General features: G+C 66.5%; 18 protein-coding genes. 6 read left to right on the forward strand and 12 right to left on the reverse strand.

From position 1 onward, the window contains the following. Nucleotides 1-31: 31 nt before the first annotated feature. The 6 genes from I8N54_RS12900 to I8N54_RS12925 form a co-directional block, all read right to left on the reverse strand. Complete coding sequence (locus I8N54_RS12900) at nucleotides 32-859, reverse strand: carbohydrate ABC transporter permease (protein ID WP_140197249.1); 828 nt, start codon at nucleotides 857-859, stop codon at nucleotides 32-34. Further along, nucleotides 859-1,743, reverse strand: a complete 885-nt coding sequence (locus tag I8N54_RS12905; protein ID WP_140197250.1) for a carbohydrate ABC transporter permease — start codon at nucleotides 1,741-1,743, stop codon at nucleotides 859-861. Before I8N54_RS12905 ends, I8N54_RS12900 begins: the two co-directional genes overlap by 1 nt. An 87-nt stretch (nucleotides 1,744-1,830) precedes the next feature. After that, nucleotides 1,831-3,108 (reverse strand): extracellular solute-binding protein, encoded by a 1,278-nt coding sequence (locus I8N54_RS12910; RefSeq protein WP_140197251.1) that lies wholly within the window; start codon nucleotides 3,106-3,108, stop codon nucleotides 1,831-1,833. A 66-nt stretch (nucleotides 3,109-3,174) separates the two neighbouring features. Then, nucleotides 3,175-4,257, reverse strand: a complete 1,083-nt coding sequence (locus tag I8N54_RS12915; protein ID WP_140197252.1) for an ABC transporter ATP-binding protein — start codon at nucleotides 4,255-4,257, stop codon at nucleotides 3,175-3,177. Nucleotides 4,258-4,270: 13 nt separating this feature from the next. Further along, nucleotides 4,271-5,782, reverse strand: a complete 1,512-nt coding sequence (gene arfA / locus I8N54_RS12920; protein ID WP_140197253.1) for an arabinosylfuranosidase ArfA — start codon at nucleotides 5,780-5,782, stop codon at nucleotides 4,271-4,273. 54 nt (nucleotides 5,783-5,836) lie between these two features. Next, a complete protein-coding gene (locus I8N54_RS12925; RefSeq protein ID WP_140197254.1) occupies nucleotides 5,837-6,718 on the reverse strand; it encodes a GguC protein in 882 nt (293 codons plus the stop codon). Between the two features lie 231 nt (nucleotides 6,719-6,949). On the opposite strand from I8N54_RS12925, the gene I8N54_RS12930 reads away from it, so the two are divergent. The 4 genes from I8N54_RS12930 to I8N54_RS12945 all read left to right on the forward strand — a co-directional run bounded on the left by I8N54_RS12930 (nucleotide 6,950) and on the right by I8N54_RS12945 (nucleotide 13,001). Next, nucleotides 6,950-7,933 carry a LysR family transcriptional regulator gene (locus I8N54_RS12930; protein ID WP_231592753.1) on the forward strand — a complete coding sequence of 328 codons (984 nt, stop codon included), beginning with the start codon at nucleotides 6,950-6,952 and terminating at the stop codon, nucleotides 7,931-7,933. Between the two features lie 201 nt (nucleotides 7,934-8,134). Then, nucleotides 8,135-8,605, forward strand: a complete 471-nt coding sequence (locus I8N54_RS12935; RefSeq protein WP_197097665.1) for a GbsR/MarR family transcriptional regulator — start codon at nucleotides 8,135-8,137, stop codon at nucleotides 8,603-8,605. Between the two features lie 5 nt (nucleotides 8,606-8,610). Beyond that, nucleotides 8,611-9,888 carry an efflux RND transporter periplasmic adaptor subunit gene (locus I8N54_RS12940; protein WP_140197256.1) on the forward strand — a complete coding sequence of 426 codons (1,278 nt, stop codon included), beginning with the start codon at nucleotides 8,611-8,613 and terminating at the stop codon, nucleotides 9,886-9,888. Nucleotides 9,889-9,893: 5 nt separating this feature from the next. Then, nucleotides 9,894-13,001 carry an efflux RND transporter permease subunit gene (locus I8N54_RS12945; RefSeq protein WP_140197257.1) on the forward strand — a complete coding sequence of 1,036 codons (3,108 nt, stop codon included), beginning with the start codon at nucleotides 9,894-9,896 and terminating at the stop codon, nucleotides 12,999-13,001. Nucleotides 13,002-13,010: 9 nt separating this feature from the next. Here I8N54_RS12945 and I8N54_RS12950 read toward each other — a convergent pair whose 3' ends face one another. The 6 genes from I8N54_RS12950 to I8N54_RS12975 all read right to left on the reverse strand — a co-directional run bounded on the left by I8N54_RS12950 (nucleotide 13,011) and on the right by I8N54_RS12975 (nucleotide 20,300). After that, a complete protein-coding gene (locus tag I8N54_RS12950) occupies nucleotides 13,011-14,123 on the reverse strand; it encodes an ABC transporter ATP-binding protein (RefSeq protein WP_140197258.1) in 1,113 nt (370 codons plus the stop codon). Next, nucleotides 14,105-16,042 (reverse strand): glycoside hydrolase family 127 protein, encoded by a 1,938-nt coding sequence (locus I8N54_RS12955; RefSeq protein ID WP_140197259.1) that lies wholly within the window; start codon nucleotides 16,040-16,042, stop codon nucleotides 14,105-14,107. Before I8N54_RS12955 ends, I8N54_RS12950 begins: the two co-directional genes overlap by 19 nt. A 26-nt stretch (nucleotides 16,043-16,068) precedes the next feature. Further along, nucleotides 16,069-16,965 carry a carbohydrate ABC transporter permease gene (locus I8N54_RS12960; RefSeq protein WP_140197260.1) on the reverse strand — a complete coding sequence of 299 codons (897 nt, stop codon included), beginning with the start codon at nucleotides 16,963-16,965 and terminating at the stop codon, nucleotides 16,069-16,071. Beyond that, entirely contained in the window at nucleotides 16,962-17,909 is a 948-nt protein-coding gene (locus I8N54_RS12965; protein ID WP_140197261.1) for a carbohydrate ABC transporter permease, read from the reverse strand. The genes I8N54_RS12960 and I8N54_RS12965 overlap by 4 nt, the downstream gene beginning before the upstream one ends. 72 nt (nucleotides 17,910-17,981) lie before the next feature. Further along, complete coding sequence (locus I8N54_RS12970; RefSeq protein ID WP_140197262.1) at nucleotides 17,982-19,235, reverse strand: ABC transporter substrate-binding protein; 1,254 nt, start codon at nucleotides 19,233-19,235, stop codon at nucleotides 17,982-17,984. Between the two features lie 30 nt (nucleotides 19,236-19,265). Then, a complete protein-coding gene (locus I8N54_RS12975) occupies nucleotides 19,266-20,300 on the reverse strand; it encodes a LacI family DNA-binding transcriptional regulator (protein WP_140197263.1) in 1,035 nt (344 codons plus the stop codon). 281 nt (nucleotides 20,301-20,581) lie between these two features. Between I8N54_RS12975 and I8N54_RS12980 the strand changes: the two genes are divergently transcribed. Further along, nucleotides 20,582-21,937, forward strand: coding sequence for an ABC transporter substrate-binding protein (locus I8N54_RS12980; protein WP_140197264.1), 1,356 nt, complete (start codon nucleotides 20,582-20,584; stop codon nucleotides 21,935-21,937). Beyond that, nucleotides 21,918-23,303: a carbohydrate ABC transporter permease gene (locus I8N54_RS12985; RefSeq protein ID WP_197097666.1), complete on the forward strand. Its 1,386-nt coding sequence runs from the start codon at nucleotides 21,918-21,920 to the stop codon at nucleotides 23,301-23,303. Before I8N54_RS12980 ends, I8N54_RS12985 begins: the two co-directional genes overlap by 20 nt. Nucleotides 23,304-23,307 lie beyond the last annotated feature (4 nt).

Raw genomic sequence — 23,307 nt, forward strand, 5'->3', positions numbered from 1 at the left:
GCCCCGTCTCCCTTGGCTATCTCGGGAAAGATCAGCCCTTCACGCCGGACGAGATCATGACGGCCTCGGTGACCCGGCGCTGGAAGACAAGGTAGGCGACCGCGACCGGCATGGCGGCCAGCAGCGCGACGGCCATCAGCTTGGCGTAGAAGACGCCGAAGGTGTCGTTCACCTGCGTGATGCCGACCGGGATCGTCATCTTGCTTTCGGTCGTGGTGACGAGGAACGGCCAGAAGAAGTTGTTCCAGGCCCCGATGAAGGTGATGATCGCGAGCGCGGTCGTGATGCCCCAGTTCAGCGGCATGTAGACCTTGAACAGCAGGGTGTAGTCGCGGCCCCCGTCAAGCAGCACTGCCTCCTTCAGCTCTTTCGGCACGGCGTCGAAGAACTGTTTGTAGACGATGATGACCACCGGAACGACGAGCTGCGGGATGATGATCCCCGCCCACGTGTTGATGAGGCCGAACTGGTTCATCATGATGAACTGGGAGACGACGAGCGTCTGGCTTGGGATCATGAAGCAAGCCAGCACGATCCCGTAGAGGAGCCGCCGCCCGGGGAAGCGCATCTGGCTGATGGCATAGGCGCACATCATGCCGGAGATGATGACCAGCACCGTGATGATGAGCGCGGTGCCGATCGAGTTCAGATACCAGGTCAGGATCCGGGTGTTGGTCAGCGTCTGCACGAAGTTGTCGGGCACGAACTGGTCCGGCAGCAGCCCGGCCTGCGGGCTCACCACCCGCTCCTCGGTACGGAACGAGGTGACGAGCGCCCAGTAGAGCGGGAAGAACCAGATCGCCCCGGCGATCAGCGTGATGAAGGTGAGAATGCGGTTCTCGATCTTGCGCGTTTTCATCAGCGCCGCCCTCCGATCCGAAGAAGCTGGAATTGCAGGATGGACACCACGGCGATCAGCACGAAGGCGACGAGCGCGATGGCCGAGGCATAGCCCGAGTTATTGAGCTGGAAGGCCTCGCGGTAGACCATCATCAGTAGCACGTAGGAGGAGTTGAACGGTCCGCCCTGCGACAGCAGATAGACCTGGTCGAAGATCTTGAGCTGCAGGATGAGCTGGAGCGTCAGGACGAGCGCGGTCACCGGCCAGAGCAGCGGCCATGTCACCCGCCAGAACTTCTGTCCCGTGGTCGCACCGTCGAGCGATGCCGCCTCGTAGAGTTCGGAGGGAATGTTGCGCAGGCCGGCGATGAACAGCAGCACGTTGAAGCCGTTGGTCCACCAGATCGTCACGACGGCGATCATGGGCATGACCCAGTAGGGGTTGCCGAAGACCTTCACGGGCTTGCCGGTGAAATATTCGAAGAGCGGCTGAAGCACGCCGAAGGTGTTGTCCAGCATCCAGCTCCAGATGATCGTGACGACCGAGACGGGCAGGATGTAGGGTAGGAAGAAGACCGCGAGAATGAAGGCCTGCATCCGCCCCGACAGCCGGTTCACCATCAGCGCGATACCAAGCGCGATGATTGTCGTCGGGATGACGGTCAGCAGGATGAAGTAGCCGTTGTTCTTGAGCGAGGTCCAGAACAGTCGGTCGCCGAACAGGCGGGTGTAGTTGTCGAGGCCGACCCACTCACCCTCGCCGATCAGCGGCGCGTTGGTGAAGGACAGCCGTACGACGTCGATCATGGGGTAGAGGAACGCCAGGGCGAACATGACCACGAACGGGGCGATCATTGTGTAGGCGACGATGATATGCCGTCTTCTGTTTCGTTTGCTGGCCATGCGGTCGGGCGCCCTTCTGAGGTGTCTTGTCTTTGATGGAGGGCCCGCGCCGGGCGATGCCGGCGCGGGCCTTGGTCATGTGACCGCTTAGCGGTTCATCATGCCGGAGAGTTCGGCCTTCATCTGCTCGATCGCGTCAGCGGGCTCGAGGTAGCCGGCGAGCGCCGGGACGAGCACGTTGAGCGCCTGGTCGTAGACCGGGGAGGCCACGCCGGCGATCGGGTCGGCCGGGTCGAAGGACGCGGTGTCGGCGAGCGAGGCGTAGGTCGCGTTCGGCTCCATCGACTGGTACTCGTCGCTTTCGGTGGTCGCCACGTAGGCCGGGATGTGACCGGCGGAGGCCCAGCCGATGGAGTTCTCTTCCATCCAGCCGATGACGGTCATGACCGCTTCACGCTTCTCGGGGTCCATTTCCTCGTCCTGCGCCGGGATGGCGAAGGCGTGGGAGTCGGCCCAGGTGGCGGACTCGTCGAGAAGGGTCGGAACCTGCACGGCGCCCCACTCGAAGCCGAGCGTGCCGGCGTCGGCCATGTCGGTCATCGTCGGGACTTCCCAAACGCCGTTCAGCTGGAACGCGCTCTGGCCGCCGGTGAAGAGCGCGACGGAGGCTTCGTATTCCGCCTGGTCGGGCACCCAGCCCTGCTCGTTCCAGTTCGTCATGATCTCGAGCGCGCGCACCGCCTTGTCGGTGTTGTCGCCGGGGAGCACTTCGCCGTCGACGATGAACTCGCCGCCCTGCTGGCTGAGCAGGGTGTAGAAGACGCGCCACACGCCACCGTCACCACCGGTCTGGTAGGACAGCGGGGTCTGGGAGCCGTTCTCGGCCGCGGCCTGAAGGGCGGCTTCGAAGTCCTCGAGGCTCTCGATGCCGGTCAGGTTGCCGTCGGCGTCGAGGTAGTCGGTGCCTTCGAGGAAGCTCTTGTTGTAGTAGAGCACGAGCGAGTGGATATCGAACGGGATGGCGTAGAGTTCACCGTCCGGGCCGGTCGCGGCTTCGATCGAGGACGCGAAGAAATCGTCCTTGGTGAGGCCGGCCACTTCGAGGTCGGCATCGGTGATCGGCGACAGGACGCCCTCTTCCAGCGCGAGCGGCACGCGGGACAGGTGGTAGGTCATGACGTCGGGGCCTTCGCCGACGGCGGCGGAGGTGCGGACCTTCGTGTAGAACGGCACGCCCCACTCGAGCGTGGTCGCGTCGATCTGGATGTCTTCGTGCTCTTCATTGAAGCCGTCGATCAGGGCCTTCATGCGAACGCCGTCACCGCCGGAAAGGAAGTCCCACCAGACAACAGTCTGCTGAGCCGCCGCGGGCAGCGCCAGAATGGACGCCGTCGTGGCCGCAAGGATAGTTCTCATACCGATCATTGGTTTTCCTCCCTGTTGATCGTTGGTTACCCCCTGCCCCGTTGGTCCGGGGCAGGAGACGATTGATTAGCGGAGCCGCTGTCCATCCGGGTCGAAGACCAGGACGTCTTCCGGCTTCGCGCCGAGGCCGATGGTCTGGCCCTCGAGTGCTTCGCGCAGGCCGTGGCGTTCCACGACCAGCTGGGTGTCGTCAGCCATCTTGAGGTGCAGGTAGGAGACGCCGCCGAGCTGTTCGGCCATGTCCACCGTCGCCTGCACGCCACCTTCCACGATGTCGAAATGCTCGGGCCGGATGCCGATCAGCACGTGCTGGCCGGGCTCGAGCTTCGATTGCCGGACGGACGCCTTCATGTGCGCCGTTTCGCCGTCGGTCAGCTTCACCGTGACAGTTTCCCCCTCGACCGAGGCGACCTCGGCGTTGAGGAAGTTCATCGACGGAGAGCCGATGAAGCCGGCAACGAACCGGTTGTCGGGATCGTCGTAGAGCGACAGCGGCGTGCCCGCCTGCTGCACCACGCCCGACTTCAGCACGAAGATGTCGTCGGCGAGCGTCATCGCCTCCACCTGGTCGTGCGTGACGTAGATCATCGTCGCGCCGATCTGGCGGTGAAGCCGCGCCAGTTCGAGCCGCATCGCGACGCGCAGTTCGGCGTCGAGGTTCGACAGCGGCTCGTCGAACAGGAAGACCTTCGGTTCGCGCACGATGGCGCGGCCGATGGCGACCCGCTGACGCTGACCGCCCGACAGGGCGGACGGCTTCTTGTCGAGGTGATCGGTGAGCTGGAGGATGCGCGCGGCTTCCTCCACCTTTTCCTTCACCGTGGCCTTCGGCGCCCGTGCGAGGCGCAGCGAGAAGGCCATGTTCTCGAACACGCTCAGGTGCGGATAGAGCGCGTAGTTCTGGAACACCATGGCGACGCCGCGGTCTGCGGCCTCTTCGTCGGTGACGTCGTCACCTTCGATCTCGATCCGCCCGCCGGACGTGTCCTCCAGCCCTGCGATCATGCGCAGGAGCGTGGATTTCCCACATCCGGACGGGCCGACGAAGACCGCGAAGTCACCCTTCGGTATTTCCATCGAAACGTCGTGAATGACGTCGGCGGCGCCGAACGACTTCTTGACGTTGGTCAGACGAACGCCTGCCGTCATCGCGATCTCCTTCTCAGCCAACCTTGAGTTTCACGACATGATACGACAGCGGCGCGAGGCTGCCCTTCAAGGAACCGTCATCGACACCGATGCCCTTGCCGTCGGTCGGCGCGATGGCGTCGGGCTTGTCGGGGCCGTTGGTCGCTTCGAGGTCGTGACCTTCCATGACTTTGTGCATGATGACCTCGGCGCTGTCGAAGCCGGTAAGCGACATCGAAAGCTCCGCCGTCTCGGTCAGGTGCCGGTTCAGCGCGAAGACCGTCACGGTGCCCGCGGCACGGTCCCAGGTCGCGGCGATATCCATGTAGGGAACGTCGCTGGCGACCTCGCAATTGTAGGTCGGACCATCGACGGAGACGTTCAGCGCCTCGCCGCGGCCGTGCAACGACGCGAACTGGTAGGGCCAGTAGATCGTCTGGCGCCATGCCGGGCCGCCCTTCTCCGCCCGGATCGGGGCGATGACGTTCACGAGCTGCGCGATACAGGCGATGCGGACCCGGTCGGAGCGGCGGATGAACTCGTTCAGCAGGCCGCCGATGAACAGCGCGTCCTCGAAGTTGTAGTCCTCTTCCAGAAGCGCGGGGGCTTCCGGCCAGTCCCACGTGTGCCAGCGCTTATGGTCTTCCTCGCGGATGTGATACCAGACGTTCCACTCGTCGAAGCAGATGTAGACGTCGTTCTTGGCGCGCTTCTTGGCCTTGATGAAGTCGATGACGCCGCCGATCGCCTGGATGTAGCGGCCCGTCTCCTCGATCTTGCCGAAGAAGTTCAGCGTGTCCTTCGAGGAGTTGCCGAAATACTTGTGCAGCGAGATGTAGTGGACGTTCTCGTAGCACTCGTCGAGCACCTGGCGCTCCCACTCGGGGTAGGTCGCCATGCCGTCGTTCGAGGAGCCGCAGACGATGAACTCGGCACCCGGCGTGATCTGACGCAGGGCTTTCGCGGTCTCGTCGGCGATACGGCCGTATTCCTTGGCTTCCTTGTGGCCGATCTGCCAGGGACCGTCCATCTCGTTGCCGAGGCACCACATCTTGACGTCGTAGGGGTCCTCGACGCCGTGGCTCTTGCGGAGATCGGACCAGAAGGTGCCGCCCGGCATGTTCACGTACTCGACGAAGTCGCGCGCATCCTGCAGGCCCTTGGAGCCGAGGTTGACGGCGAGCATCATCTCGATGTCCGTCTCCTTCGCCCAGTGGGCGAATTCATTGATGCCGACCTGGTTGCTTTCGCGCGAACGCCACGCGAGGTCCATCCGCATCGGGCGATCCTCTTTCGGACCGATGCCGTCTTTCCAGTCGTAGGCCGAGACGAAGTTGCCGCCGGGATAGCGGATGGCCGGGATGTTGAGGCCCTTGACCAGCTCCATCACGTCCTTGCGGAAGCCCATGTGGTCCGCTTCGGGGTGGCCCGGCTCGTAGATGCCGGAGTAGATCGCCCGGCCCATGTGCTCGATGAACGCCGCATAGAGGCGGTCGTCGATCGTGCCGATCCGGAAATCGCGGTGGAGCGCCGCATTCACTTTCATTCGTCCTGGTCCTTCTTTTTCGGCCGCGTCAGCGACGCGGGGGAGTCCGTGGTGTCAGAGCGGTGTGACCGCGATGGCGCGCTGTCCCGTCGCCGCGAGAGCGGGGCCGAGCGGGTTGCGCAGCGGCAGGCCGAAGCCGTCCGCCTCGATTTCGAAGATGTCTCCGGGCTCGGATCGGAACTCCTCCCCATGGGAGGAGACGACGCCGCCGAAAATGTGGATGTGGACGTCTCCCGGCCGGCGGAAGGCGTCGTAGCAGAAGTGCGTGCCCTCGAGCATGGCGATGTCATGGGTCATCGTCGCCTCGCCCGTGTGGAAGCGCCGCTCGTGGACGATCGCCGTGCCCCGCCGGATGCGGGAGACGCCGATCACGTCGCGCGGCAGAGAGCCGAGCCGGAGCTCGGGGCCGACCGAGGCGGGCCGCAGCCGCGAGCGGGCGCTCGGCGCGTTCGCCCCGTCGGACGCCACGAACTCGTTGGCGAGCGCAAAGCCCAGACGGAAGGGCGCACCGTCGGTGCCGATGACGTAAAGCCCGGCGAGTTCCGGCTCTTCCGCGGCCTCGTGCGTCGGACGGGGCGGCGGCAGGTCCATGCCCGGCGCAACCAGCGAGTCGCCGTTGCCCTTGTAGTACCAGTCCGGCCCGGTGCCCTCGGCCCCGTCGCGGTCGTCGTTGCCTGCGCAGGTGAGATAGAGCCGGGACGGCTCGGGATGGGTCAGCGGCGGCAGGACGCGCCCTTCGAGGTAGCATTGCTCGAGGTCGATCACCGCGCCGAAGCCGAGCGACTGGATGCGGGCCGAGATGGTCACGCCCCGCTCGATGCAGTCACAGACCAGGTCGTAGACGGTCTGGAAGCCCCGCAGACGGTAGGCTTCCGTCCCTTCGCGCAGAACAACAGCAGTTCGTCCATCGTTATCCCTGACCTGAGAAAGCAGCATGTGTTGTTGTCGACCTCCCCCCGGCAGACAAGCAGGCAGCACGCCCGGGCAAGGTGTTCCCGTCGAGCTGTCCAGCATCTCTGTCGAAGTCTCCTCCCCTGCGCCGCACGTTGTCCGGCGCGTTCTCCGACCACACGGTTACCGGCGCCTCATATTTCATACAAATTCGATGTTTGACTTCCGATATAACGAGGCTGATATATCCACGCAGTTTTTGCAGCGCAGCAAGGGGTGTCGCCGTTGGATCGGGACTCACTTATTCGTCAGGGACTTAAGCTGTCCCAGCTCCGTCTGCTGAGGGCAATCGGCGAGACCGGACAGGTCAGCGCCGCTGCAGCGCAGCTTGCGATGTCACAACCCGCTGCGTCGCGCATGATGGCTGACCTCGAGCGTCTGACGGGGGTCAAGCTCTACGAACGCCACCCGCGGGGAATCATGCTCACCGATGCCGGGCGGATGCTGGCGGCGCGGGCGCGACGGATCACGCAGGAGCTGGAGGATGCCGGCCACGCCCTGTCGAAACTGTCGAGCGGCGTACGCGGACGGGTCATGTTCGGCGCCGTGACCGGGCCCGCGCTGGAGGTCGTGATCCCGGCGATCCGGCAGGCCCGGCTCACCCATCCAGAGATCGAGTTGAGCGTGAACGTCGACACGTCCGACCACCTCGCCGAGGCGCTGGTGGGCGGGGAACTCGACTTCTACATCGGCCGTCTGCTCGGCAATATCGACGCGTCGGACGTCGAGTTGCGCGAGATCGGGCCGGAGTGGATCCACCTGCTCGTCCGCGCCGACCATCCGCTGCTGCGCCGGCCGCAGGTGACGCTGGACGAAGCGCTCGCCTACGACTGGATCATGCAGCCGATCGGCGGTCTGATGCGCCATACGGTGGAGCTGTTCCTGCTCCACCAGGGGTTCGAACTGCCCGCCCGGACGATCAGCACCGCGTCCCTGCTCGTCACCCTCTCGCTCGTCGCGACAACCAACGCGATCGCGCCGGTACCCCGCGCGGTCTACGACTTCTACGCCAGCCAGCAGGGCCTCGGCGCGCGGCTCGACTACCTTCCGGTCGATACCGAGATCAGCGTCGTCCCCTACTCGATCATCACCCGCCGCAACGACCCGCTGTCCGCCTCCGCGCGGCTGTTCCTCGACATCATCGAGGCCCGGCTCGACGCGGAAGGGCCGGACCTGCGGGGCTGGCTGTCGAGCGAGTAGGCGGCGCCGGAGACGAAGACCGGTCCGCCAAGGAAATGCGAGACCACCTTGGTCGGGCAAGCGCGCTCTACAGCCTCAAGAACCGCGACATCTGAGACCTGCGTGCGGCGCATGGCGGGTTGCCGCAGCGCGGCCCGGGGCATTTTGCACTTGCGGCATGAGCGTTCAGTTCATACTGAACACTCTGAACGAAAGAAGCCCATGCAAGACACCGACCTGAAGTTCATCGAGTTGCTCGGCAGCATCGCCCAGGACCAGGGCAGCCCCAGGATCGCCGGAGAGATCATGGGCTACCTCACCTTGTCCGGAGACGATTGCAGTCTCAGCGAGATCGCCGAGGCGCTCGGCGTGTCCAAGGCCTCCGTCTCGACCAATGTCCGGCTGCTCGAGACACGGGGGTCCGCAGTCCGGGTGAACCGGCGCGGCTCCCGGCAGGATCACTGGCGCGCAAGCGATGACCCGCACAGCCGCATCCTCACCCGGATGTCGGAGACCTTCTACCGCTTCGCCCGGCAGATCGAGGACGTCGCCGGTGAGTTTCCCGACGACACCGAAAAACGACGGAAGGTCGAGGAGACCGCGTTCTTCTATCGCAAATCCGCCCGTTTCCTTGCGGCCTGGTCCGAGGATTTCGACCAGCCCGCCCCCGCAACGCCCGCCGAGACCGAGTAGCCGCCATGTCCGACAAACCGACCGAACCACCCAAGCCCGACTGGGCCCTCACCCGTCGCGAGCGCAAGGCGAAGCAGGCCATCGAAGACGGCCGCAAGCCGCCCCGGCGCAAGTGGCCGTGGGTAATCCTGCTGCTCGTCGCCGGGGGCTTCGGGCTCTACACCGCCAACGAACGCGGCCTCATCGACCTGCCCACCGGCGACATGACCGGTGAGGCGAGCGCCGCGCCGGCCGCCGAGGATGCCGAAGTACCCGTGGAAGAAACCGAACCGGCGGAAGAGCGGATCGTCCAGCTTCTGCCGAGCGAGATCGCCGAGATCGAGGTCGGAACGCTGCGCGAGACGGTGCGCATCACGGGCTCCCTCGCGCCGAACCGTCAGCTCGCCATCTCCGCGGAAGTCTCCGGCCACGTCGATGAAGTGACGCGCCGCGCCGGTGAAGACGTGACCGAGGGCGACGTGCTGATCCGGATCGGCCTCGAGACGCTGCGCAACCAGCTCGAACAGAGCCAGGCGACCGCCGACGCGACCCGCGCCCAGCTCGAATTCGCGCAAGGCGAGCTCGAGCGGACGCAGAGCCTCGTCGACCGGGGTGTCGCCACCTCCTCCACGCTCGACAGCAACGTCTCGAACGTTCAGCAACTGCAATCCAACCTTGCCGCGCTCGAACGGCAGGTCGATACCGCCGAGCAGTCGCTTGAGAAGGCGACGATCACCGCGCCGTTCTCCGGCGTCGTGTCGTCGCTCGATGTCGACCCCGGCGCGTTCGTGAGCACCGGCGCGCCGCTCCTGTCGATCGTCGACATCTCCTCGCTGGAGCTCGAGGGCGCCGTTCCGGTCTTCTACGCGCCGCGTGTGCGGACCGGGCAGACGGTCGAGATCCTCGTCGACGGCTTCGGCGACGACAGCTTCGAGGGCAAGGTGGAGCGCGTCTCGCCCGTCGCCGCGTCGGGCACGCGGATGCTGCCGATCTTCGCGGCGATCAGCAATCCCGACGGCGTCCTGCGCGGTGGCATGTTCGCCTCCGGCGAGCTTCAGCTCGACCGCAAGGACGACGTGATCGGCGTTCCGGTCGAGGCGATCCGCGAGGATGCCGAGGGCAACAGCTTCGTGCTGAAGATCGTCGACGAGATCGCCGTTCGGCAGGACATCACCATCGCCCGCATGTGGGACCGTGGCCGGGTGGCCGAGATCTCCGAGGGGCTGGAGCCCGGTGACACCATCGTCGCCGTCGCCTTCGAACGCCTGCAACCCGACACCAAAGTCACGTTGACAGGAGAGTAAGCCCCATGTTCCTGACGCGGATCTCCGTCAACCAGCCGGTCTTCGCCACCATGATCATGGTGGCGGTCTTCGTGATCGGCCTGTTCTCCTATCAGCGTATCCCGGTCGAGCAGCTGCCCGAGGTCGACTTCCCGATCGTCGCGGTCGTGACCTCCTACCCCGGCGCGACGCCGGAAGCGGTCGAGAGCGACATCATCGAGCCGATCGAGGACAGCGTCTCGACGCTTTCGGGCATCGACACGGTGACCTCCACCGCGCTGACCGGCTCGGCCATGGTGCTGATCCAGTTCCAGCTGGAAGTCGACAGCTCGGTCGCGGCGCAGGACGTGCGCGACCGCATCGCCCAGATCGAAGGCTCGTTGCCTGACAACGCAGAGGACCCGCAGATCCTCCGCTTCGACCCTTCGGAGCTGCCGATCATCTCGATCGGGATCTCGTCGGACATCTACGACCCCGGCACGCTGACCGCGATCGCCGAGGATCAGCTCGCCACACGGCTCGCCAACATCGCCGGCGTCGGCCGGGCCTCCGTCGTGGGTGGCCTGCCGCGCGAAGTCCACGTGCTGGTCGATCCCGACCGGCAGGCCTCGCTCGGCATCGGCGCGTCCGAGATCGCCGCCGCGCTCGCCGCGGAGAATGCCGACCTGCCCGCCGGTTCCGTCACGAGCGGCGACAGCACGCAATCGGTTCAGGTCGAGGGCCGGATCGAGACGCTTGGCGGCTTCGACGAGATCATCGTCGCCCGACGCGGCGGCTATCCCGTCCGCCTCGGCGACGTGGCCGACATCGACACCGACCTCGCCGAGCGCACCAGCCTCGCCATGCTGAACGGCGAGACGGCGCTCGCCGTCGACATCGTCAAGACCCAGGGCGCCAACACCGTCGCCGTGGCCGAAGCGGTGCGCGAAGAGATCGCCGAGCTCGCCGAGGATCCCTTCTACGAGGGGATCGACATCGAGATCATCCGCGACAACGCCGTCCCGGTCGAGCACAGCTTCGAGACGGTGCAATCCATGCTGATCGAGGGCGCGATTCTCGCGACCCTGATCGTCTTCCTGTTCCTCAACTCCTGGCGGTCGACCGTCATCACCGGCCTGACGCTGCCGATCTCGATCATCGGCACGATGGCGGCGATCTACTTCCTCGGCTTCACGCTCAACATGATGACGATGATGGCCCTGTCGCTGTCCATCGGCATCCTGATCGACGACGCGATCGTCGTGCGCGAGAACATCATGCGCCACTTGCAGATGGGCAAGAACCACCGGCAGGCCGCGCTCGACGGGACCAACGAGATCGGCCTCGCGGTGCTGGCCACGACCCTGTCCGTCATCGCGGTGTTCCTGCCGGTCGCCTTCATGGAAGGCATCCTCGGACGCTTCTTCCTGCAGTTCGGCGTGACCGTATCCGTCGCGGTGCTGATCTCGCTCTTCGTGTCCTTCACGCTCGACCCGATGATGTCGTCGGTCTGGTACGACCCGGCGGCGGACCCGAACCGCAAGCGGGGGCCGCTCGGCCGCCTGATCCACCAGTTCGAGCGGTTCTTCGAATGGCTCGGCCGGCGCTACGAGGGGCTGCTCCGGACGGCGCTGCGCTGGCGCAAGACCACGCTTATCGCGGCCTTCATGTTCTTCGTCGGCGGCCTTGCGCTGTTCCCGTTCGTGGGCGCCGAGTTCGTGCCCCCGGCGGACAATTCCGAGATGCAGGTCGACATCGAGATGCCGGTCGGCACGCCGCTGGAACGAACCGCCGAGAAGATCGCCCAGGTCGACGCGCTCCTGCGCGAGTTCCCGGAAGTCATCGGCACCTACGCGACGATCAACTCCGGCACCAACTCGGGTGAGAACGCCGCCTCCGTCGTCGTGCGTCTGACCGATCCGACCGAGCGCGAGATGGACCCGACGCAGCTGACACCGCTGGTGCGCGACGCGCTCGACCAGATCCCCGGCGCGCTGTTCCGGGCCGGGCCTCCCGGCTCCTTCGGCAGCGGCGTCGCGACGCCGGTCGAGGTGAAGTTCTACGGCAGCGACCTCGACGTGCTCACGCGGATCTCGTCCGAGCTCGCCGCGAACCTCGAGGCGACCGAGGGCTTCACCGACGTGCGCACCAGTCTCGACGATCCGCAGCCGACCATCGGCATCCGGGTGGATCGCGACGCGGCCTCCGACCTCGGCGTGTCGCTGTCCCAGATCGGGCAGGCGCTGTCACCGATGATCGCCGGGCAGACCGTGTCCGACTGGACCGCGCCGAACGGCGACAGCTACGACGTGCTGCTGCGCCTGCCGGAAGAGGTGCGCAACGATCCCAACCGGCTCGGCTCCCTGCCCGTGGCGACCAACGCCGACGGCACGGGAGTGGTGCGGCTGGACCAGCTCGCCACCGTCGGAAGTTCCGTCGGACCGGGAGAGATCACCCGCGAAAACCGCGAGCGGTCGGTGTCGGTGACCTCCGGCCTCGACGGGATCGACATCCGCGCCGCGCAACCCCTGCTGCAACAGGCGATCGCCGACACCGAGATCCCGCCGGGCTACCGCACCGGCTTCGGCGGCGACAGCGAGCAGATCGCGGAATCCGGTGCTTCCGCCGCTGCCGCGCTGCTGCTGGCCGTGGTGTTCATCTACCTCGTGCTCGCCTCGCAGTTCGCCAGCTTCGTGCAGCCGATCGCGATCATGTCGTCGCTGCCGCTGGCGCTGATCGGCGTGATGGCCGGCCTGCTGGTCGGGGGATCGACGCTGAACATGTTCTCCATCATCGGCTTCATCATGCTGATGGGCCTCGTGGTGAAGAACGCGATCCTGCTGGTCGACAACGCCAACCAGCACCGGCGCGCGGGGATGAACCTGTTCGACGCGCTCGTCGAGGCGGGCACCACCCGCTTCCGGCCGATCGTGATGACGACGCTTGCGATGATCTTCGGGATGCTGCCACTGGCGCTGAACATCCACGGCGGCTCGGGGCAGAATGCGCCGATGGCGCACGCCGTGATCGGCGGGCTGATCTCGTCCTCGCTGCTCACGCTCGTCGTGGTGCCGGTGCTGCTGACCTACATCGACAGCTTCCTGCGGGCGATCAAGCCGCTGCTGCCGCGCGCCCCGGACGAGGGCCACGCCTGACGGCGCGGCCTACCGCATACGCTGGCCGTTCGCATCGAAGATGCGGACGGCATCCTCCACCGGCGTGATCGTCACCGCCTGCCCCGGAGAGAAGTCCTCCTTCCCCCGGTACTCGGCAGAGACATCCGAACCGTCGGCGAGGGTGAGGTGCACGAACTGCGTGCCGCCGAGATATTCCGACAGCTCCACCGTTCCGGAGAGACCCGGCGCGCCCTCGCCCGACGGGCTGACGGACAGGTGTTCGGGACGCAGGCCGACGTCGATGGCGGCCCCGTCCGCCGGCGGCGCGGCGAGATTCACCGGGAAACCCTGCCCGCCGATCCACGCCTGCCCGTTCCGCCATTCGCCCCGCAGGAAGTTCATCCGGGGCGAGCCGATGAACCCGGCAACGAAGGAATTGTCCGGGTCCTCGTAGAGCTGCCGGGGCGTGCCGACCTGCTCGATCCGGCCACTCCTCAGCACCACGATCCGGTCGGCCAGCGTCATCGCCTCTGTCTGGTCGTGGGTGACGTAGATCACCGTGTTGCCGAGTTCGCGATGCAGGCGGGCGATCTCCACCCGCATGCCGACCCGCAGCTCCGCGTCGAGGTTGGAGAGCGGCTCGTCGAACAGGAAGGCGCGCGGCTTGCGCACGATGGCTCGGCCAATGGCGACCCTCTGCCGTTGCCCGCCCGAAAGCTGCGCCGGCCGCCTGTCTAGCAGCGGGCTGATATCGAGCACCTGCGCGGCAGCCTCCACCCGCTCGGCGATCTGAGCCTTCGGCAGACGCTCCAGCGACAGCCCGAAGCCCAAGTTCTCGCGCACCGTCATGTGCGGGTAGAGCGCGTAGGACTGGAAAACCATCGCGATGCCGCGCTTGGACGGGTCGTTGTCGGTGACGTCCTCTCCGCCGATCCAGACGTCGCCGGACGACACGTCCTCCAGTCCGGCGATCAGCCGCAGCAGCGTGGACTTGCCGCAGCCCGAAGGTCCGACGAAAACGCAGAACTCGCCGCTCTGGACGGAGAGGTCGACGCCGTGGATCACCTCGTGCCCGCCGAACTGCTTGCGCAGCCGGCGAAGCTCGATGGTGCCCGCGCCGGTGTCGGCGGTGAGCTCTTCGGTCAGTGTGTCCGCAGCCATACCAGCATCTCCCCCGGTTCGCGGTTGTCCCACAGGTGATAGGGCACGAAGGTCCCCTGCCCTGCCGTGACGGTCGGCGCCGTCGTGCGGTAGAGCGCGCGGCCCCAGTCCTCGTGCGTCTCGACGGTGACCGGCAGGCGGAAGCCGACCGCGTCGCCGAGTGCCGGCAGCGGCACCGTCTCCGCCTTGTCGAGCCCGCCGTTCAGCAACACGGTGTCGAGTGTCACGTCGTTGTCCGCGCCTTCCATGCAATAGACCAGCGGCCCGCGCGTCAGCGCGGAGCGGCCCCGGTCGGCCCGGACGCGCGGGTCCGCCCGCAGCGCGGTGACCGCCATCGGCAGGTCGAGGGTGACGACATCGCCATCCGACCATTCCCGCTCGATCGTGACGTAGCCGGTGCCCTCCGTGCCCGAGAGATCGACCGCCTCGCCGCCGAGCGTGACGGACGGGTCCGCGCACCAGCCCGGCAGCCGCAGCGACAGGGCAAAGCGGGCCGGACCGTCGGTGCCGATCGTCAGCTTGATGCGCCCGTCCCACGGATACTCGGTCTCCTGCTCGATGGTGACGGCGGACCCGCCGAGCGTGAAGCGCGCCTTGCTCGCCCCATAGAGATGCACGGCCAGCGCATCGTCCGCGACCCCGTACATGTAGGTCCCGATCGAAGTCACGGCGCGGGCGATGTTGGGCGGGCAGCAGGGGCAGCGGTGCCAGTCCCAGCGATGGTGATGGCCGTGGCTTTCGAGCGGGTTCTCGTAGAAGAACTGCCCGCCGTCCATCGACAGCCCCGACAGCGCGCCGTTGTAGAACGCGGTCTCCATCACGTCCGCATATTCGCGGTCCGGGCCACGGCCCAGCATCCGGCTGGCCCACATCGCCAGCGCGATCGAGGCGCAGGTCTCGGCATAGGCGGTATCGTTCGGCAGGTGGTACGGATCGGAGAAGCCTTCGTTGTGCTCCTCGGGCCCGATGCCGCCGGTGATATACATCTGGCGCTGCGTGACATCGGCCCAGAGCGTCTCCAGCGGCGCGGTCAGGCTGTTGTCGTTGAACTCCGTCGCGACGTCGGCCATGCCGCTGTAGAGATACATCGCCCGCACCGCGTGGCCGACGACGCGGTCCTGCTCGCGGACCGGCTTGTGGCTCTGACTGTATTCATGGGTGCCGTGCACGAAGCCGTCGGGCGATGCGCCGCGCCGCTTCGCCTCCTCGTCGAAATAGTGGGGCTGCTGGCCCCGGACATCGACGAAGAACTTCGCGAGCTCGAGGTAGCGCGGCTCATTCACCTCGCGGCCGAGCTTGATGAGCGCGAGTTCGATCTCCTCGTGGCCGCAATAGCCCTGCATCTGGTCCTCGCCCCAGCCGAACTTGCGGTCGATCAGGTCGGCGTAGCGGCACATCACGTCGAGCAGCACGCGCTTGCCCGTGGCCTGGTGATAGGCGACGGCGGCCTCCATCAGGTGCCCGGCACAGTAGAGTTCGTGGCAGTCGCGCAGGTTCGTCCATTCCTTGCCCGGCTGCATCCGCAGGTACCACGAGTTGCAGTAGCCGTCCTCGCGCTGGAGCGCGGCGAACATCGCGATGATCTCGTCCACCCGCGCCTCGAGCGCCGGGTCGCGGCGGCGATGGACGGCATAGGCCGCGGCCTCGAGCGCCTTGGCGACGTCGCTGTCCCAGAACATCTGGGTGGTCACGGTCGACTCCTTGCCCTCGCGGCGGTGAAACTTCAGCCGCTGCTCGGGCACCGGGCGGGAGGGGTCGATCTGGTCGAACATCCCCGCCTCGGCACAACGGTCGAGCAGGATATGCACGGTCTTCGCCGACACCGCGTCGGCACGCTCGCCCCAGAAGCCGCGAAGCTCGACATCGGGGATCGCTGGCGGGCGGTACTGGCGGGTCGCCTTGTCTGTCACGGCATCCATGTCGTTGGTCCTTTCAGGTCGTACCGTCACTTGACGGCCCCGGCGGTCAGTCCGCGCAGGTAGTAGCGTTGCAGGGTGATGAAGAGGATCAGGCAGGGCACCATCATGACGGTGACCCCGGCCTGAACCGCGCCCCAGTCCACCGCGCCGAAGTTGCCGGAGCGCACGGCGGCGATGAGAATGGGAAGCGTGTAGTTGTCCTGGTCCGTCATCAGGACCAGCGCGGCAAGGAACTCGTTCCACGCGGCGAGGAAAGCGAAGATCGCGACGGTCACGAGCCCCGGCAGCACGAGCGGCGCCATGACCCGGATCAGCACGGTGAAGACCCCGGCCCCGTCGACGCGGGCGGCTTCCTCCAGCTCCTTCGGGATGCCGTCGAACGCGTTGCGCATCATGAAGACGGAGAACGGCAGTTGCAGCGTCGTGTAGATCAGGATCAGCCCGAACAGCGAGTTCTGCAGGCCGATCTTCGACAGCAGCAGGAACAGCGGCGTCAGGATCGACTGGAACGGGATCATGATCGTCGAGATGATGAGCACGAACAGCAGGTTCTTGAACGGGAAGCTGAACCGCGAGAACCCGTAGCCGGCGAAGAAGCTCACCACGATCGACAGGGCCACCGTCGCGACTGAGACGATCACGCTGTTCATCGCGTGGGTCCAGAGGCCCGATCCCACGGTGCCGAGCACTTCGTAGCTGTCGGTGCTGAAGCCGGTCGTCGGCCACGGCGGGATCGGCGGCTGGCGCGCCTCGGTCGTCGGCTTCAGGCTCGCCAGCAGGGCCCAGGCCAGCGGGGCGAGGAAGATGGCAGATATGGTGATGCCGAACAGATGTCTGAGGACCTTCTCGATCCGGCGGCGTGGCTTGCGGCGTTCCCGCGGCGCATCGGCGGGGGCGAGGTCGTGGTCGGTGATGTCCGTCATTTCGTGTCCCTCGGGTCGCGCAGCAGGCGGAGCTGGATGGTGCTGATGATGACGAGGATGATGAGCAGCACGATCGACAGTGCCGACCCGTAGCCGAGGCGGAACGAGACGAACGACTGGGTGAAGATCCAGTAGACCGCCGTCAGCGTGCTGTTCCTCGGGCCACCGCTCGAAATCAGGTAGAACTGGTCGAACGCCAGCATCGAGCCCGCGACCGACAGCGTCAGCGCCAGCGCGATGGTGCGCCGCATGAGCGGCAGGGTGATCCGCCGGAAGCGCTGCGCCGGCGAGGCGCCATCGATGCGTGCCGCCTCGAGGATGTCGCCGGGCACGCCCTGCAGACCTGTCATCAGGATCACCATCGTCAGGCCGGCAGTCTTCCAGACGACCATGATGATGACCGACCAGAACACGCCGTTGAAGCTGGCGAGCAGGTTGACCGGCTCTTCCGTGATGCCGAGCGCCACGGCGGCGGGGCTGAACAGGCCGGTGTCGACGTTCATCAGCCACACCCACAGAAGCGCGGCGGAGCCGAAGCCGACGACGACCGGCAGGAAGATCGCGGTGCGGTAGAAGCTGTTGGCGCGGTTGGGCTGCTGCACGAACAGCGCCAGCGGGAAGGCGACCGCGAAGATCGCGATGGTGACGACGATCGTGTAGTAGATCGTGAACTGCATCGCGTCCCAGAAGCGCGTGTCGCCCCACATCCGCACGTAATTGTCGAAGCCGATGAAGCGGGCCTCGCCCATCAGTGGCCAGCGGTGGAGCGACATCCACGCGGCGCTGCAGAGCGGGATCAGGAAGAAGACGACCACGAGCAGCACGGCGGGGCTCACGAAGAGGAACCCGGCGAGCGCCCTGCGGCGCTGCTTGCGCCGGCCGCTTCTCGTCCGGTCGGGGCCGGCGATCGCTGCGGCCTCCGCGGTGTGTTCGGTGATGCTCATGGGTCTGCCTGCCAGCTCATCTTCGGGATGACGCCCGCCCCGCGAGGGGGCGGGCGATGGTGGTCACGCGTCTCAGTAGTCGGACATGTCGATGATCGACTGCATCTCGTCCTGGAGGTACTCGAAGGTCCCGTCGACGTCGTCGGTATAGAAGACCTCGCCGATGAAGCTGCTCCACGGGCTGGTGGAGGAGTTGATGAGGTCGTTGTAGATCGGCGTCGCCGGGGTCTTGCCGTTGGCCATAGCCTCGGTCGCGGTCACGTACCGCTCGTCCAGCCCTTCGAGCGCGGCATCCGCCACCGCGCCGTTGACCGGAACGCCGGTCGCCTGGGCCAGCATCGTCTGGCCTTCCTCGGAGTACATGAAGTCCACGAACTCGCGGACCGGGGCCATGTCCTCGATGCCGGCCGTGACGACGAAGTTGTCGCCGCCCGCGAAGGAGGAGAAGCCGCCCTCTTCGCCGGGGATGAAGCCGACACCGTAGTCGAGATCGGGGTAGTCGTTCTTGAGCGCACCGATCGCGAAGGCGCCGGAATATTGCAGCCCGATGTTGCCCCCCGCGAAGGCGGCGAGGAAGTTCGCGCCGCTGTCGGTCTGCGCGCCCGCCGGGACCAGCCCGTCCTCGATCATGCCGCGATAGAGGTCGACCGCCGCCCGCATCTGCGGCGTGTCGAGCGTGACGGTGCGCGTGTCGTCGGAGAACAGCGTGCCGCCCGAGGCCCAGACCATCGGCAGGAAGGTGAAGGCGTTACAACCCGGACAGGCCCCGGCGTAGTAGAAGCCGTGGATGTCCTCGCCCAGCGCGTCGACCGCGGCGGCATGTTCGGCCACTTCGGCGAACGTGGTCGGCGGGGCCTCGGGATCGAGACCGGCCTGCTCGTAGAGGTCCTTGTTGTAGATGATGAGCGAGGCGTCCGCGCCGAGCGGCAGGCCATAGATCTTGCCATCATAGGTTCCGACGCCGACGTGGGCCGGGGAAAGCTGGTCGAAGTAGGGCAGCTCCTGCGCGAACTCGGTGAGGTCCTCGAGCTGACCGGCCGCCGCGAAGGCTGGGGTGTAGATCAGGTCGATCGAGACGAGGTCGGGCGCGGAACCACCGGCGGCGGCGGTCGCGTACTTCTGAACCATCTCGGCGCTCGGTACGATCTGCAGGTCGATCTGCGTCTCGTGGCTGGCGTTGAAGGCCTCCACGAGGTCCGGCAGGAAGACGGCGACGTCGTCCCTGCCCCACATCGTGAGGGTCTCCTGCGCCGCCAGCGGCGTCGTCGTCGCGAGCAGCGTCGCGATCGTCAGTCCGGTCGTGAACTTGCGTGTCGTAAGTGTCATTGTGGTCCTCCTCCTCAAATGACGGTCCGGTCAGCCGGCCGGGCCGATGGTCGACGCCCTCGGCACCAGCGTGCAGGGCAATCGGGTCGTTCCTGTTGCCGGGCTCTCCCCCGCGATCATACGCGTCAGGGTGCGCCCGACTTCCCTGCCGAGCTCCGGCAGGTTCATGTCGATCGAGCTCAGCGGCGGGCGGGCCTGCGCGGCCAGCACCTGCCAGTTGTCGAAGCCGATCACCGCGATCTGGCCGGGCACGTCGATGCCGCGCTCCCGGAACGCGTCGATCATGCCGAGGCCGATCTGGTCGCTGCCGCAGAACACCGCGTCGGGCCAGTCGGAGGCCGGGCGCCCGTCGATCAGGTGCGCCGCCGCCGTGTGACCCCAACCTTGCGACCAGTCTCCGTGAAGCGCCTCGCCCTCCTTCCAGAGACCCTCTGCCGCGAGCGTGTCGCGCCAGCTTTCGGCGCGCTCCATCGCGACGCGGAACCGGCGCGGGCCGGTGACGTGGGCGATCCTGCGGCGCCCGATCTCGATCAGGTGCGAGACGGCGAGCGCCGCACCGTGGCGTTCGTCCGGGGCCAGCGTCACGCCGTCCGCCGGGCCGTGGCTCAGCGCGTAGACGGTCGGCACCGTCACCCCGGTCAGGTCGATGTCGGGCAGCCGGTCGACCCGGCGGCCGGATATGATGAGCCCGTCGACGCGCTTCTGCAGCAGCGCGTCGAGATGCGTCGCGCCGAGCTCTTTCGGGCCGTCGATCACACAGAGGAACACCGACATGCCCTGCGCGATCAGCCCCTCGGTCAGCCCCGCCATCAGCGGAAGGCTGAAGCGGCCGTAGGTATCGTCCGTCAACAGCCCGACCGAGGAGCTACGGTTCGACTGCAGCGCCCGCGCCATCGCGTTAGGGCGGAAGTCGAGCTCCCGCGCGGCCTCGAGAACCGCCTTGCGAGTCTCGGCAGACACTCTGCCCGTCGCGTTCATCACCTTGGAAACGGTCGCGGTGGACACGCCTACCGCGTTGGCGACATCACGAATCGTGGCGCGCCCGCTCCCCCCTTGGTCCTGCATACTCTCTCCCTGAGTAATCGTTTAACCAATACGAAAAGGTGCGCGATTCGCAAAGGGTAAACGGTTACCCATGCAATTTTCTGATGTCTGGCAAATCAGCACGGCGAAGTCGTTCAGCGATTCCAGACACCTGGCGACCGGGCCACACAGACAGCGGCGACCACCGCCGGGATTGTCGCGAAACCGACATGAAGCCTTTGTCCGGCTGTCACCGAATCCACCGATGGTCCGGCCTTGCACACGAGTGCAACGGACATGAAACCGAACATCTGGGAATTGCCATGACCATTCTCGACAAGCCCGTCCGCCTCGGGCTCGGCGCTGCGCTGCTCTCCTGCTGCGCCGTCTCCGCCCTCGCGCAGGACTACACCATCACCGTCTGGTCCGGAGGGACCGGCGACGATTCCAACTACCGCTACGACGCCATCGGCATGGCCGCCGAGATCCTCGAGCGCGAAGCCGAGATTCGCGGCGAAGAGCTCAACATCACCGTCGAAAGCCAGGCCTGGTCCGGCTGGGACGATTTCAAGCAGGCCTTCACCCTGGCCGCCGAAGCGGGCAACGCGCCCGACATCCTCGTCTCCGGACACGAAGACATAGGCCCCTGGTCCGAAGCCGGCCTGATCGTGCCGATCGAGGATTACACCTTCTTCGACGTCTGGCCGCTGAGCTCGATCTACCCGAACCTGATCGACGTCGCGAGCTACAACGGTCAGATCTGGGGCGTGCCGCAGGACGCCGAAGCGCGCGTCATGTACTGGTCGATCCCCGCGCTGGAGGCGATCGGCTGGTCCGCCGAAGAGATCGAAAGCCTGCCCGCCCGCGTCGAATCCGGTGAGTTCACGCTCTACGACATGCTCGACGCCGTGAAGCAGATGCAGGACGAGGGCGTCATCGAGGCCGGCATGGGCTTCGGCCCGCGCGTGTCGAACGGTCCGGACTACTGGCAGTTCTACCAGTCCTTCGGCGGCGAGATGGCCGACCCGGAGACCGGCAAGCTCGTGGTCGACACCGAGGCGCTGACCGGCATGTACCAGTTCTTCACCGACGCCGCCGAGATGGGCGTCGTGTCGGACACCCACCTCGGCACCGAGTGGGACAGCTGGCACCAGAACGCGGCGTCCGGCAATTACGGCGTCTGGCACGGCGGCACCTGGCACTATGCCCAGTGGACGAACCAGTTCGGGCTCGAGGATTTCTTCGGCACGGTGCAGTACACGCTGATCCCCGCCGGGGACGAGAACGGCCGCGCCAACTCGATCACCCACCCGCTCGTCTACCTGCTGACGTCCGCCGCGTCCGAGGACGAGGCGATGATCGCGGCCGAGCTGATCGCCATCGCCTCCGAACCGCGCATCAACGCGCTGCACGCGGTGAAGTCCGCCCACCTCGGCATCTCCGAGGCAGAGACGCTTGTGCCGATCTACGCCGACGACCGCTGGCTCTCCGCCGCGTCCGAGCGGCTGGCGCCCCACACCAATGCGATCCCGAACAACTCCGACTTCGGGACCTATTGGACGGCGATGTTCGACGGGCTCGAAGCCTCGTGGACCGGCGTGACCTCGGTCGAGGACGCTGTCTCGGAAGTCGAAGCCAACGTGACTCAGGCGCTCGGCGATGATGTCATCGTTCGCTAAGCCGATGACGGACGGGACGGCGCGCGCGACGCGCCGTCCCACTCGCCGAAAGGCCCGGGGGCATGTCTCCGGGCTCGGCCTGCTGATGATGGCGCCCGCGCTGATCATGCTGCTGGCCTTCTTCTTCACGCCGGTCGCGCTGACCGGGGTCTTCGCCTTCACCGACCTCTCGACCTCGACCGGGATCGGGCGGGGCACTTTCGTCATCACGCCGACCGACCTGCGCCAGCTACGCGACCGGGGCCTGACCGAGGACGAGGCGCTCGCCATTTCCGCCGCGACCTACTCCGTCGATGACGCGGGGCTCGCGGCCGCGCGCGCTGCCGGCGCCGACGCCGCCTTCGTCGACCAGATCGCAGAGCGCCTGACGGGCGAAAGCTACGAAGACCAGCGCGATTTCGAGCGCGTCCTGCGCGACCTCCCCGCCGCGCCCCGCAGCCCGCGCGCGATCAAGTCCGCCGCCGAAGCCTTCGGCCAGTCCGTCCTGAACCGCCGGCACGAGACGCGCGACGCGCTTGCCGCGCAGCTCGACGCGACCGCGCCGGACCTGTCGGACGCCGTGCGCGACATGGTGCTCGACGCCTCCTACACCGGCGCCGTCTTCACGACTGAGAACTTCACCCGCCTCGCCACGCAGCCCGAAACCGGACGGCTGATCGCCAACACCGCGCTCTACGTCGGCGCGACCCTGTCGGTCTTCAACGTCGGGCTCGGTCTCTTCCTCGCCATCGTGCTGTTCTACATGCCGAAGCCCGTGACAGGCTTCTTCAGCACCGTCTGGCTGTTGCCCCGGATCACGCCGGTCGTGCTCTACACGATCATGTGGAAGTGGTTCACTTGGGAGGACGGCTTCCTGCCGATCCTGGCCGAGCAGGTCGGCCTGCCCTCGTTCAACTACATGAAGGGCTCGGTCGTCACCGCGTGGATGACGATGATCTCCGTCAACGGCTTCATCGGCGCCTCGTTCGGACTGATCCTGTTCTCGGGCGCGCTGCGGGCGATCCCGGTGCAGCAGCTCTGGGCCTCAGAGGTCGACGGCGCGACGCGGCTCCAGCAGGTGCGTCGGATCATCCTGCCGCAGATGCGCTGGCCGATCCTGTTCGTGACCGCCTACCAGACGCTTTCGCTGCTCTCGTCCTACGAGCAGATCTGGCTCACCACCAACGGCGGCCCCGGCAAGACGACGACGGTCTGGGCGCTCGAAGCGTTCAAGACCGCGCTGTCCAACTACTCGGGCAACCTCGAATACGGAATGGGGGCAGCGATGGCGCTGATCCTCGTCGTGGTCGGGCTGGCGCTCTCCATCATCTACCTCATGATCTTCAAGTTCGGCGAGCTCGTCTCGCGTCCGAAGATCGAATTCTGAGGCA

The sequence above is a fragment of the Pelagovum pacificum genome, from assembly GCF_016134045.1.
Taxonomy (GTDB): Bacteria; Pseudomonadota; Alphaproteobacteria; order Rhodobacterales; family Rhodobacteraceae; genus Oceanicola; species Oceanicola pacificus_A.

Bases quoted from the DNA above. Each gene is read 5' to 3' on its own strand.
- I8N54_RS12910 (WP_140197251.1), bottom strand. From the start codon at position 3,108: ATGATCGGTATGAGAACTATCCTTGCGGCCACGACGGCGTCCATTCTG.
- I8N54_RS12950 (WP_140197258.1), bottom strand. From the start codon at position 14,123: ATGGCTGCGGACACACTGACCGAAGAGCTCACCGCCGACACCGGCGCG.
- I8N54_RS12955 (WP_140197259.1), bottom strand. From the start codon at position 16,042: ATGGATGCCGTGACAGACAAGGCGACCCGCCAGTACCGCCCGCCAGCG.
- I8N54_RS12905 (WP_140197250.1), bottom strand. From the start codon at position 1,743: ATGGCCAGCAAACGAAACAGAAGACGGCATATCATCGTCGCCTACACA.
- I8N54_RS12985 (WP_197097666.1), top strand. From the start codon at position 21,918: ATGATGTCATCGTTCGCTAAGCCGATGACGGACGGGACGGCGCGCGCG.
- I8N54_RS12915 (WP_140197252.1), bottom strand. From the start codon at position 4,257: ATGACGGCAGGCGTTCGTCTGACCAACGTCAAGAAGTCGTTCGGCGCC.
- I8N54_RS12945 (WP_140197257.1), top strand. From the start codon at position 9,894: ATGTTCCTGACGCGGATCTCCGTCAACCAGCCGGTCTTCGCCACCATG.
- I8N54_RS12925 (WP_140197254.1), bottom strand. From the start codon at position 6,718: ATGCTGCTTTCTCAGGTCAGGGATAACGATGGACGAACTGCTGTTGTT.
- I8N54_RS12980 (WP_140197264.1), top strand. From the start codon at position 20,582: ATGACCATTCTCGACAAGCCCGTCCGCCTCGGGCTCGGCGCTGCGCTG.
- I8N54_RS12900 (WP_140197249.1), bottom strand. From the start codon at position 859: ATGAAAACGCGCAAGATCGAGAACCGCATTCTCACCTTCATCACGCTG.
- I8N54_RS12935 (WP_197097665.1), top strand. From the start codon at position 8,135: ATGCAAGACACCGACCTGAAGTTCATCGAGTTGCTCGGCAGCATCGCC.
- I8N54_RS12970 (WP_140197262.1), bottom strand. From the start codon at position 19,235: ATGACACTTACGACACGCAAGTTCACGACCGGACTGACGATCGCGACG.
- I8N54_RS12960 (WP_140197260.1), bottom strand. From the start codon at position 16,965: ATGACGGACATCACCGACCACGACCTCGCCCCCGCCGATGCGCCGCGG.
- arfA (WP_140197253.1), bottom strand. From the start codon at position 5,782: ATGAAAGTGAATGCGGCGCTCCACCGCGATTTCCGGATCGGCACGATC.
- I8N54_RS12940 (WP_140197256.1), top strand. From the start codon at position 8,611: ATGTCCGACAAACCGACCGAACCACCCAAGCCCGACTGGGCCCTCACC.
- I8N54_RS12975 (WP_140197263.1), bottom strand. From the start codon at position 20,300: ATGCAGGACCAAGGGGGGAGCGGGCGCGCCACGATTCGTGATGTCGCC.
- I8N54_RS12965 (WP_140197261.1), bottom strand. From the start codon at position 17,909: ATGAGCATCACCGAACACACCGCGGAGGCCGCAGCGATCGCCGGCCCC.